Source organism: Bacteroidia bacterium, from assembly GCA_033391075.1.
Lineage (GTDB): Bacteria > Bacteroidota > Bacteroidia > J057 > J057 > JAWPMV01.
This window is the reverse complement of sequence record JAWPMV010000001.1, coordinates 5,775,273-5,788,255: the sequence shown is the minus strand read 5'-3', so window position 1 is coordinate 5,788,255 and position 12,983 is coordinate 5,775,273. Positions and strand designations below refer to the sequence as shown.

Annotated in this window: 8 protein-coding genes; 3 read left to right on the top strand and 5 right to left on the bottom strand. The window is 42.2% G+C overall.

What is annotated here, in order from left to right; genetic code table 11:
• Window positions 1–4: 4 nt before the first annotated feature.
• The 5 genes from R8P61_22985 to R8P61_22965 all read right to left on the bottom strand — a co-directional run bounded on the left by R8P61_22985 (window position 5) and on the right by R8P61_22965 (window position 5,714).
• Entirely contained in the window at window positions 5–862 is an 858-nt protein-coding gene (locus tag R8P61_22985) for an AraC family transcriptional regulator (protein MDW3649956.1), read from the bottom strand.
• A 77-nt stretch (window positions 863–939) separates the two neighbouring features.
• Window positions 940–1,941, bottom strand: coding sequence for a hypothetical protein (locus R8P61_22980; protein ID MDW3649955.1), 1,002 nt, complete (start codon window positions 1,939–1,941; stop codon window positions 940–942).
• 238 nt (window positions 1,942–2,179) lie between these two features.
• Window positions 2,180–3,097, bottom strand: coding sequence for a pyridoxamine 5'-phosphate oxidase family protein (locus R8P61_22975; GenBank protein MDW3649954.1), 918 nt, complete (start codon window positions 3,095–3,097; stop codon window positions 2,180–2,182).
• Window positions 3,098–3,146: 49 nt separating this feature from the next.
• Window positions 3,147–3,704: a TetR/AcrR family transcriptional regulator gene (locus R8P61_22970; GenBank protein MDW3649953.1), complete on the bottom strand. Its 558-nt coding sequence runs from the start codon at window positions 3,702–3,704 to the stop codon at window positions 3,147–3,149.
• A 243-nt stretch (window positions 3,705–3,947) separates the two neighbouring features.
• Entirely contained in the window at window positions 3,948–5,714 is a 1,767-nt protein-coding gene (locus R8P61_22965) for a peptide MFS transporter (protein MDW3649952.1), read from the bottom strand.
• A 252-nt stretch (window positions 5,715–5,966) separates the two neighbouring features.
• Between R8P61_22965 and R8P61_22960 the strand changes: the two genes are divergently transcribed.
• From R8P61_22960 to R8P61_22950, 3 genes are all read left to right on the top strand, one after another.
• Complete coding sequence (locus tag R8P61_22960; GenBank protein MDW3649951.1) at window positions 5,967–6,656, top strand: hypothetical protein; 690 nt, start codon at window positions 5,967–5,969, stop codon at window positions 6,654–6,656.
• Window positions 6,657–6,847: 191 nt separating this feature from the next.
• Window positions 6,848–7,978: a hypothetical protein gene (locus R8P61_22955; GenBank protein MDW3649950.1), complete on the top strand. Its 1,131-nt coding sequence runs from the start codon at window positions 6,848–6,850 to the stop codon at window positions 7,976–7,978.
• Between the two features lie 41 nt (window positions 7,979–8,019).
• Complete coding sequence (locus R8P61_22950) at window positions 8,020–12,975, top strand: C25 family cysteine peptidase (protein ID MDW3649949.1); 4,956 nt, start codon at window positions 8,020–8,022, stop codon at window positions 12,973–12,975.
• Window positions 12,976–12,983 lie beyond the last annotated feature (8 nt).

Here is a 12,983-nt window from a genome sequence, read left to right as displayed (position 1 = left end):
AAGCTCAATCCACTTGAGAGCTGTATTTGGCCGGAGAACTACCGTAGCGATTTTTGAAGGCCTGGCTAAAGCTGGAGAGATTGGAAAAGCCTAGTTCGAAATAAATCTCACTCGGTTTGAGTTTTTGAACCCTTAGCATGTATTCCGCTTGCTCCATGCGTTTTTGGAGAAACCATTTGCTAGGCGAACTTTCGTAATGCTCGGCAAATTTTCGCTTAAAAGTTGAAATACTCATGTTGCAGAGAAAAGCCAATTCTTCGAGACTGAGTTTATTGTCCAGGTTTTGCTCTATGACCTTTTTGAAATTTATTTCCTGAGAGGATGTGTTTTTCTCTAAATAAAACTGGACTACTCCTTCGCCATGTCGATCAATCAGGTAGAGCATGAGTTCTTCAAACTTGGCCTTTTTGAGGGCTTGTGGAATAACACCCATTTCATGGATAAGCAGGAGGAGGGATTCCAGGAAATGCTTGATGAACGGATCTTTTTGTAATACCAGATAATCGGGATTCTCAACAGGAACTTTTGCTTTGATCTTATGTTTGACCATAAAATCAGTAATTACTTCTTTATCAAAGAAAAAAAGGAAACTCTTATAACTCCTGTTTTCAGAAAGGCGTTCTGTCATCAGGCAATTACCGCCTCGAAGCATGAGAAAGCTGTGGGGGTCAACTACAGCAGAAGAAGCATGCTGAAATACCTGTTTTTGTCCTTCAAGGATAAAGCTGATCAGATGACTCCCCATTTCGACCTTCACCTTGGAGTGTTCTATTTCACTTTCATAGCTATGAAAGAGGATAGTTGACCCAGGCCCTCTGGAAGTAGAAGGCAGCAGTGTTTCCGGAATCGAGATGACTTGCATGCTTAAAGGTAGGGATATTTTGAAATAAGGAGGGGCAGATTAGTATCTGCCCCTCCTTATCGAAATGATTTCATTTCCTATTTCTCCTCATAGGCCTTATTCAGAATTTCCATGATGTGTTCAAAATGCTCCTGGGGAGTCATTTCCTCCAGTTTGCTGAACTGACTGAACGTATGTCCATAAGACTTTGTGCTAGGGCTTTCTTTTTTTACATAAGGCCCGGACATACCAACCATCCATCCTTCTTCTTTCCAGGCTTCTGTATCACTTCTGAATTTCCATAGATAGTACTCCGTTTCTCCCACATCTTCATAATTGATGCTGATTACTTCCATGAGTTCAATCTCGTCTGGAATGCGACCCAGTTCCGTGGGATAGACCAACCAATTGACCATGTCTGAACGAGAAAGCGCTTCCTGATTCTTGTATTTTTGGGGAAATTGCTCAAGCATCTCATGGGTTTCCAGCAGTTCAAATAAAAGTTCCCGGCTTTCATCTGCTTCTGCTATCGAAAGAAAACTTGCAGGACTTACCTTTATGCCTTTCTCCAATAAAGATTTCAGGGCGAAAAATTTGAGGCGGGTATCCTGGAAATGACTATAGCTTGCAAGAAGTTCAACAGTGCTTGCTTTGCTTTTCAAATGACTCATCAGATCCAGCAAAACGCCACTTTGATAACGAAGATCGTTATAGACTGAGTCATCCCAAATCCATTGCTGATAATCTGCGTCTTGTTTGAGTACCTCCCGAATTCTCTGCTGAGTCGCAATGATATGCTGGTCTGCAGCTTTGTTGATCTTTAGTAAATCTGCATTGCTCAATTCCAGTGCGAAGTGAAAGACATTAAAAGGGCTGGACTTTTTTGCCAGTACCTGATTCATGCTTTTACTCAAGTCTTTTTTGAAAGGCAATAACTGACTTTTATCGATATCGAAATGTCCCCAAAGGAGGTTGATATCTTTGTGGAGGCTGTCGGTAGTAGGAATGCCCTCAATCAGTTTGCTTATGGTATGGGATTTTTGGGCTGGAAGGTAATTGAGGAAGAGCAGGAATAGGAGGATTACTTGAATCTTTTTCATGTGTTTCCAATTAATTGTGTTAAATGATTGTGCTAAAAATGGGAACGAAAGTGGGGAATTTTGATCGAAAATGCAATTGGAAAATTGAGTGAGGACTTCGACGCATCCAGCAAAGCTGTCATTGCGAGTCTGTATTACAGACGAAGCAATCTCCTTGAAAGCAAATGATTCATAGTAATCAAGGGGATTGCTTCGCCCAACATTTGTACTCGCGATGACAAGTTGTTTAGGCTTATGGTTAAGGATTGTAAGGCGAATAATCTATCAATTCCCAATCCACCTTATGATGGTTTTTAGTTTCTATCCATTTTTCTACCTCAAAAGTCCAGAAACGTCCACTTCCTCCCGATCTTTCCAAATCATCGGGAGAATTTTGATCCATTTGAAGTTCTGCTCTTCCACTGAGTTGTAAAGTTTTTCCCTGCTCGAAATCAAGAAAGAGTAATCCTACTTGTGGATATTCTAAGATGTTGCCCAGACTGTTGTACATGCTGTTGCCAGGGTAATCAGGTACTCTGAGGAGCTTATTATCAAGAATCTGGACAAAACCCTGCTTACCTCCTCGATGAGACGCATCCATTTTCCCTTCTTTGCTTCTGCTTCCTAAAAAGAACGTATCTGCTTCTGATATCCAGGCTTTCTGGGATTCTTTTAAGGCTACTCCTCTGCTTTGTTCTGCTTGTACTTCTTCGAAAGGACTCATGGCATGAATGAGTCTCCGCTGGATAAATTTGGGACAATTTCCATAAGCTTCGCGAACTCCCAGATGTATGCCTGTTTCATCAAGGCTGGCTGAGCCATTGATGCGAAAGCGTCGTCTATGGCTGAAATCCATAACTAAAGCTCCTAATTCAGGTTTCTCGCCAAGGTTCTCAAACAGGATATCCTCTTTGCTACTAAAAACATAAGGAAGCAATACGGAAAGCTCGGTTTTATTTGGCACCTGTATGAAACCCGGATCTCCCAAAAGGGCTGAAATCCAGACTTCCCCTGCCTGATTGGCAGAGCTGAGAAATAGCAATGCCTGCTTCTCCAGGAATGGAATGACCCCGGACATAATTTGAGGCGCTATCATAGCTGTACGGGATTGAGCAATCAAAGCTTCACCGCTCATTTCCTGTACCTTGAGTTCTCCTTGATGAAATGTATTTGCCATACGAAGTTAATTACCGAACGTTTGGTAAAATAATAGATAAATTTTTTTATTAGAGATAAATGCTTTTAATTTTTTCGATGGCATATTTGAAAGCCTGCGGCGATCTACTGCCTTTCGCAACTACTAAACTACCCTGAATCAAAATCAGACTTTCAAGTGCTCTCTTTTCAGCTTTCTTCCTTGAAAGTCCCATATCCTGACCTAGTTTCAGAAAGCCTTTTTGCCAACTTTCCATACTCGCCTGAACCAAATCTCCTACCTGTTCCATTCCGCTGTCCATAGAAAGAGCCCTAAGGATACAGGACTTTTCTCCCCAGGCATAAAATTCTTCAATTTTATTCAATGCAATAGTTAATCTCTCCTGGGGGTTGAGTTTTTTATTTTTCAGAACATCCAGCACCTCTAGTTTGATCCATGCCCTCACCTCCTGCATTACCGATTCTGCAATCTGTTTCTTTCCCCCTGGAAAACGATGATAAAGGCTGGCTTTTTTCAAACCCGTCGCCATAGAAAGTTCCGCCAAACTAGCGCCATCATATCCTTTGTTTCGCAAGACTTCTAATAAACCGGCCATCAGGCTCTCATTATTGACTTTTTGGGGACGCATATAGTTTATATTTTAACGATCGTTCGGTTATTGATACGGACTCAATGGAAATTAGTTTCTTTTTCTAAATGAATGGGTTTACTTCTAATGAAAAATGCCATCCCGAGCCTTTGCTACAAGATGGCATTTTTTTAAAAGAGAAGTAAGAACAAGCAACAAGGGTTGGAGATTGAAGAAAAGAATAGAATCTGGAAACTACTTCTTACTTCTACATTCCTTGTTCTTTATTCTTCATTCATTGTTTTACCTATACCCATGCATCTTCTTGATCAGGGTCTTATTGAGGGCCAGCATAACCAGGCCTGCAGCTACCGGAATCGCGGTGAAAATCAGGAAGAAGCCAGAGATTGAATAGGCTTCACTGATTTTGTCGATCAAACTACCGGAAAGACCTGCAAGGGTATTTGCGATAAAGTTTGCAACAAACCAGATTCCAAACATCAAACCTACCAGTTTGACCGGAGCCAGTTTACTCACATAGGAAAGTCCTACCGGAGATACACAAAGCTCACCCATGGTGTGTAGCCAGTAAGCGATGATTAGCCACCACATACTTACAGAAGCGGTCTGGGCACCTTTTCCAATATCCATACCACCATAAGCCAGAACTGCAAAACCTAATCCCAGCAGGATCAAGCCAATTCCGAACTTCGTAGGTCCACTAGGATTGTATTTACTTTCCCAAATTTTACCAAAAATGGGGGCAAAGGATATAATGAAAAATGAATTCAGGATACCAAACCAGGAAGCAGGAACTTCCAGGGTGTCTTTTTTCTGGGCAACGACTGTTACCTCTTGTTCAGAAGAATAACTTCCTTTCCGACTATCGGCAACAACCTTCAGTTTGTCGGTTTCTCCCCAAACAAAGACTTGATCACCTTCTGTATATTGTTGGTCAATCCGTAGTTCTCCAGTTTCCTGATTTGCCAACTGGATTTCATAGGTCTTGGTATTGTATTCTTTATTGAGCATCCATAATGCGATGCCCCAGATAATGACAAAACTTAATCCCAGGAAGAGATTGGACGTAGAGTATTTGGCAAAAATCTGGCTAAAGAGTTGCCAGAGTACCCAGGTCACAATGGCCAGGGGTGCAATGGTCAGGATCGTATTTGTCCAGAAGAATATTTCTGCGGCTGAGCCGGTAAGGATTCTTTGCGTATAATCATCGGCAAAAATGGTCATCGAACCACCTGCCTGTTCAAATGCCATCCAGAAGAAGATGGTAAAGAAGGCGAATACTGAAATAACAATGATACGGTCTCTACTAACTGCTGGTGATTCAGCCGTTCCCGCTTTTTCTTCCGCCTCAATCCGATCCATTTTTTCTGTGGGAGTCTCTTTCTTAGGTTCCAGTCCAATATCTCCAAATATCTTTTGTGCAAAATGGAACTGTAACATACCCAGGAACATGAATATACCTGCAAGTCCGAAGCCATAGCTCCAGCCTACTTTTTCACCGATATACCCACAAAGCAAAATACCGAGGAAGGCTCCTGCATTGATTCCCATATAGAAAATCGTGTATGCTGCATCTTTCTTTTCAGCACTATTGGGGTAAAGCTGACCTACGACAGCTGAAATATTGGGCTTGAACAAACCATTACCCAGAATCAACAACACTAGGCCCAAATAGAAGAATACCTCTGTTTCTATGGCCATAGATGCATGACCCAAAGTCATGACCAGAGCACCTAAAACAATGGCTTTCCGATATCCTAATAACTTATCTGCTATAAATCCTCCAAAGATGGGAGTCAAATACACAAGGCCGGTATAAAATCCATATAAGGTAAGGGCCGTGCTTCTTTCCCATCCCCAGCCACCACCGGCGATCTCTGTTACCAAAAAGAGTACTAAGAGCGCCCGCATACCGTAGTAGCTGAATCGTTCCCACATTTCCGTAAAAAAGAGCACAAATAGCCCTACCGGATGATCCAGCACCGTCTTCTGATTTTCGGCTGAACCCCCGTATAGAAAGCCATTAGGCCCCAGGTTCGAATTTGTCATAGTGATTAATTAATTGAGATTGGTGTAACGGCCGCTTCTCCGGCCCGTTCATTTAGATGTAGTTTTAAGTTCCTCACGTAGGGGGTTCATGCTTCGAAAGATGAAGAGAAAACTCCCCAATACATCCTGTAAAATAGGCCATTTGCCCTTAAAATAAAAAGGAGAGCTAAGATACGTGTCGATTTACTTAGTTTAATGCGTCAGATTTTTGCATATTTGCGCCTTGAACAAAGATCTGTTTTCAACCCGGGTATGAATTTTCTTTCACACTATTATCTAGATCGAGACCGTAAGGACAGTTGGTTCTTTGTCGGAGTATCTACTCCTGATCTGGTTTCCATTTTTGATCGGAATGTGCGTTTGAAAAAAAATAAAATGCCACTCATCCGCGAGAACGAAAACAGTGAAGCGGAAATAAGTTTTTATAATGGATGTCTGAGACACATAGAAGTTGATGGCATTTTTCACACCTCTGATTTCTTTAAAGAAGAAACCGCTATCATCAGCAAACTGCTGGTAGATGCCTATGATAAAGAGGAATTGAATCGCGTTTTTTTCATTGCTCATGTTGCCTTTGAACTCATTTTGGATAAGATTCTAATACAGGAAACTCCAGGATTGGTTGAAAGCTTTTATGAGCATATGGAGAAATTTAGCCTGGATCAACAACTCAAGATGACAGAATGGGTTACCAAAACCTCTTTACCCGGCTATAAAGGCTTCCTCCATAAGTTTATCAGTAGAAAATACCTCTCACACTACACCGACTGGGATCATGTCGTCTATGTATTGAAAAAAATACTTATGGGTGTAGGCGTCAAACCCATAGATTTTCTTCACGATAGGAGGTTCATCGATCTCATGCAAGGATATGAGGATGGCCTTAGCGAGCGATGTTTTTACGGATTTAGTCAACTAAATCGTCAGCTATTAAAGATCTAGCAGCTTTCGTAAAGAATAATCTACATTTTAGGGTAAATTTAAACTAAGGGATAAGGCTAAGCGTTACTATTCAAAGCCATCGGCTTTGCAAATGTAATAGCTGGGGAATAAGGGGCTTTTTGATTGCATTGGATAAACGTATTTTTAATCCTTAATTGCTGATTGATTGCTCCCTCGGGTCAGAATAAATCATGTTACGAAACATAATCAGGTTTTTTACCTTACTCTTATCTTGCTCTCTGCTATCCACACAGGTTTTAGGCCAGGATAACGACCCTTTGGCTGATAATGCTCCTAAATATTCCAATGAATTCTTACGAATCGGAATAGGGGCTCGCGCCTTTGGTATGGGAAATGCCCAGATAGCCGGAGCAAATGATGTTACAGCGGGCTATTGGAATCCTGCAGGACTGGCAAGTGAAGGGGCTCTTGAGTATCCTGAGGTAGCCCTGATGCATGCTTCCTATTTCGCCAATATTGCCAATTACAATTACCTCGGTTTTTCTATTCCGGTGGACACAGCTTCTCGGAGACGCTTTGCTGTTACCCTGATCAGAATGGGAATCGATGATATCCCCAACACCCTGCAACTTGTGCAGCCTGATGGGACCATAGACTATTCAAAAGTTGAATCTTTTTCTGTAACCAATCTGGCCGGCATATTCTCTTATGCATGGAGCCCCAGATCTATCCCGCAATTGTCTTTCGGAGCCAATGTGAAATTGATCTATCGAGGAGTGGGGCGTTTTGGAAATGCCTGGGGATTTGGATTGGATTTGGCTGCAAAATACAAAGTAGGAGGCCTGGCTTTGGGACTGGTCGTAACAGATGCTACCCAAACCTACAATGCCTGGACCTACAATACAGAAACCTTTGAACAGGATTTCATCAATACCGGAAATACGGTTTATCAAAATTCTATCGAAATTACCAAACCAGCTGTACGCTTTGGTTTAGCATATACACTAAAACTGAGTAGAAGGATCAATTTGCTGGCGGCTATGGACAATGACCTCTACTTTGATGGACAAAGAGTAGGTTCACTTGCTTCAAGCAGGACAGTGAGTTGGGAACCGAGAGCTGGACTGGAAATTGCATATTTAAATGATCAGTATCGGAAAGTTGCCTTCCTGCGAGCAGGTGCATACAATGTACAGCGCATTCAGGACATAAATGGGCAGGAAAATACACAAGTATTTCCCACTGCCGGAGTAGGAATCGTGGTGAAAAACTTTACCATCGATTATGCATTGGCAAATATTGGAAACCTTTCCGAAAACTTACATTCTCACATCGTTTCGCTGAAATTTCATGTTCAGTAAACTATCTGACAATGTGAGTCAGCAACTTTATTGAAATTAATGTGAAAAGAAAATACCCGGGTTCTTATATGATCAAAAAGCTTTTTCTGCACATTAGCTTGCTTCTTCTACTATCAGGTGTACAGGCCCAAAACTTTTTCTACGGGAATGACTGGTATAAGGCCGCTCCTAATAGAACCTACGTAAAACTTATTGTCGATACAGATGGTATCTACCGTGTCAGTTTGGCTGAACTTCAGGCTGCTGGCTTTGATTTGAGTGCCGTAAATGCGGACAATTTGAAACTCTTTTATCGGGGAGAAGAGGTGCCCATATTCACTCAAAAGAATGGGAGTACCCTTGATTACCTGGAGTTTTTCGGAGAAAGGAATGACGGTCGGGTAGACTCTATAATGTATAGAGACCCCAATACGGGCAATCATATAAATGGATTGCAGCCCAATAAAAACCTAAGTCTTTTTACGGATGATGCGATCTATTATCTCAGCTGGGATAATACCCCTTCTCCCAACCGCTACTTCAGCAATTTTGACCCAACTTATAGCGGTAGAACTCCTGTGAGTTCTTTTGCCTATGAATCTCGAATAGAGTATACAGATGGAAGTCCCGGAGCAACTTATATTCAGGGAGGTGGTGGACCATATGAGCCATTTTATACCCTGAATTGTGATTACGGACCCAGTGAAGGATATGTAGGTCCCAGTTTTGCCTTTGGTACTTCCCGGACGATCAACATTCCCACTCCTGCTCCTGCCAATACAGCTGCTCCGCTGAATATCAAAATGAGGGTTTTTGGTCGCTCCAGAACGCAACACCATTTCAGGGCTGATTTCAATGGAAATAGTAGCAACCCCATTATTGATACCACGATCAATACCAGTGCGATCTATATCAAGACCTATGAGCGCAATTATATACCTAATGGGAACCTGATAGATAATACAGATATTACCTTCCATGCTTTAAGAGCCAATACGGACAATAATCATGTGGTATGGTCTTCTATCCTGTATCAGCGCTTGCCAGATATGGTCGGAGACTCTGTACTGAAAATATCTGATCAGGGAGCAGGCACAAACAAATCCTACTATAGACTGGAGAATGCTGCAGGGGATGCTGATGTGATTGTTTATGACCGTAAAAATAGATTTAGAAATGTAGGACGAGTAAGTAATGGAGTTGCAGAAGTCCTTGTTCAGGGATTTCCCAATACCCGTGATCTTTACCTGGCAACAGATAGAGGAATTCGGAAACCTCGTATAGAGAGTTCCAATCTTTCTCAACTTTTTGATTCCAATCAGGGAGCAGACTATGTGATCATCACGCACAGAAGTCTGGCCAGTTCTGCGAATGCATATGCAAATTATCGCGATACGGCTACAGTTACTCCCATTGGTTCGGTAAAGGTGGTATATACGGATGAGATCTATGACGAATACAGTTACGGATCTATCACTCCCTGGGCCATCAAGCGATTTTGTAAAGATGCCCTCGATAATTGGGTGATCAAACCTCGCTACTTTCTCTTGTGGGGGAAAGGGAAATACCGCCTTAGAAACCTGGATACCAATTTAGCCCTGGTACCCACTTTTGGTTTCCCGGCTACAGACTATGAGTTTATCAGCCATTTCGACCAAAATAGTAGTGAAATCAATCCAGAGGCCTCTATTGGAAGGGTCAACCTTTTCAATAATGATGAAGGACTGGCTTATCTGGCGAAAGTAAATGAATACGAGCATACCGATTGGGAAGCCTGGATGAAGAAGGGTACTTTCCTCGGAGGGGGAGGTACATTGGGAGAGCAGAATGCGATCTCCAATGCCTTCAATTTTATGATCGATGTATTTGAAGGAAGGCCTTACGGAGGGAGTTCATTCTACTTCCAGAAAAATAGCGCACAGGAAGTTATTGATCCCGAGGCGGCTTCCTATCATGACGAAATCTCAAACGGAGTTTCCATTATACATTTCTTTGGACACTCTACTTCAAATATCAATGACGTATCCATCCGTGAACCCTTTGAATACAATAACTTCAATCGTTATCCAATTATGTTGGCGATGGGATGTTTTGGGGGAGACTTTACGGTAGGACAAAGTTTCGGTGAAAGGTGGTTGCTGGAACCCAATCGGGGAGCAATTGCGTATATCGGGAACTCCAGTGCAGGTTATCTTAATCCCCTGAGGGATTATGGAAAGGTGTTTTACCGCATCCTGTATGATAGAGCCTTATCCGAGCCGCTGGGAGATGCGATTCGTAATTCTATCATTACTTATACAGATTCTCTATCCGGTATTCAATACAGAAATCATAGTCGGCAGATGAATCTACAGGGAGATCCTGCGATCATCATGTACGCACCGAGTCGCCCGGATATTGAGATTACGGAAAGCAATATCTTCTTTGAGCCCGCAAACTTTACGGCTCAGGATGACTCTTTCAATATCAATGTCATCATCAACAACCTTGGGCTGGTTGAGTCAGATAGTTTTGAATTAAAGATCATCCAGCGACTGCCGGATAATTCTGTTAAAGAGCATGTTCGACTCAAGATGCCGATGGTGGCTTATGTAGATACCTTTACCTACACCATTACAAATACCTTTGGAAACGCTTTGGCCGGTCAGAACTTTTTTGAGGTTTCTGTAGATGCGCCAGATGTGATTCTTGAGTATCGGGAGGATAATAACTTTGTCTCCAAATCGCAGGTAGTTCCCGGAAATATCCCGGCTATCCTGTATCCGACTGAATATGCAGTAGTGGGGACTGATAAAGTGAATTTACAGGCTTCTACGGTATTTATGACCACCGATGATGATGTCTCCTATGTATTTGAGATAGATACTACCCATAAATTCAATTCTTCCGCAAAAGTTGAATCCGGAGTTGTCAGAGGTAGTTCAATTCAGGCATCCTGGGAAGTTCCCTTTACCCTGACAGATAGTACGGTTTACTATTGGCGAGTCAGACTGAGTGGAGTCGATCCCAGTGTTTGGTCCACTTCCTCTTTTAAATATATCAAGGACCAGGAAGGCTGGGCCCAATCTCGTCTGCACCAGTTTATCAAAAATAGCATGGACAAGGTACAGGCAGATGAATTTCAGGACGAATGGAAATTCTCCACCTTTGCCAAAGAGTTTGAATTTATCATTGCGAGTAATGGAGGCTTTCTCTATTCAGTCAATGGATCTTTAGAGGCTGACCTTGCCTTGCAAGGGTTTTCTTCAGGAGGAGTTGGTTTTGTCGTTTTAGATAAACTTACCCTGACTTCCAGTATCACCACTGATATTGGGGGACCGGTAAATATAGGAGCTGCAGTAGCTCCGGGACAGCTTTTTAAGTTGAAAAATGCTATCCAGAATGCCAATGATGGTGATTATATCATCGTTAGTAGCCATTTCAATCCCCAGGTCCAAAACTGGACAGAGGATGTGTTCAATGCCCTCAAGCAAATCGGGGTTTCTGATAATATCCGTTTGCTTAATGATGGAGATTCTTTTCTGCTTATGGGGAGAAAAGGATTGAGTTCGGGTGCTACCGAAATTTATGCACCTACTTCAGAAAATAAATTTGTCTTAAATACCCGTTTGAGTTCTGCCTTTGATAGAGGAAGTATTAGCTCTACACGCATAGGCCCTGCCTTGAATTGGAAGGAACTCTTCTGGGGATGGAATACAATAGATCCGGTTCGCGAGGAAAAAGTCAATCTCTCAGTATATGCAATTGGCAGAACAAATGGTGATTCTCTGATTTTGGACAACTTCAGTGGGGGTTCTTATGACCTCAGCTTACTGGATGCCAACAGATTTCCCTATTTGCGTGTACAGGCCAATCTGCTGGATACTTTATTCAGGACAGCACCTCAATTGGACAATTGGCATGTACTCTTTGATCCTGCGCCGGATGCTGTAGTAGATCCGATTAGTACCTTTGAATTCCGTGCAGATACGGTATTTGAAGGCCAGGATGTATTTATTCATATGGCCGCTAAGAATATCTCCATACGAGATATGGATAGTGTGGATGTACTGATCTCGCTGCAAAGGGAAGATCGATCACGCTTAAGATTGGACACCCTGAGGATTGCTCCACTCATTTCTGATGGGCCGAGTATAGAGTTCGACTATGAATTCAATACACTGGATAAAAGTCTGGAGGGTCAGGTAAATCTGATCGTTGAGATCAATCCTTTCCAGGATCAAGTTGAAACCCATTATTTCAATAATATTTTCGTTCAGGCCTTTGAGGTCATTGTTGATCGCTACAATCCGATCATGGATGTAACCTTCGATGGGAAGCATATCATCAATGGAGATATTGTTTCTCCAAGACCTGAAATTCTGGTGGAGGTGAATGATGAAAATCCATTGGTAGCACTGGATGACTCTACCACTTTTGAATTATACTGGAAGCAGGGAGTTTCTGCCGGAATCAATTTTGAACGCATCTTTATGGATGACGAAAGAGTTGAATGGCAAGCTGCTCAATTGCCGGATAATAAGGCCCGTTTGTATTTCCGTCCGGGAAAGAACTATTGGTTGGCAGAAGGAGAATACACCTTGCGTGTACAAGGGAAAGACAAGCGCGGAAATTCAGCGGGTCAAGGAGAGAATTTCTATGAGATTACCTTCAAGGTAGAAACAGAAAGTAAGTTGACCCGCATTCTCAATTATCCCAATCCATTCTCCACTTCTACCCGCTTTGTCTATACCTTATCCGGAGTCGAACTGCCAGAGGTATTCCAGATTCATATCTATACCATCAGTGGTAAATTGGTGAAAGTGATAGACTTAATAGAAATGGGCGATGTGAACTTTGGGCATAATATCACCGAATATGCCTGGGATGGAACAGATGAATACGGAGATAAACTCGCTAATGGTGTCTATTTATACAAAACTGTGATCCGCATGCCTGAACAGGAGCTCAAGCTTCGGGATGAAGGCCTGGAGCAATATTTCAACAATGGTTTTGGGAAAATGTACATCATGCGATAAAAATACAT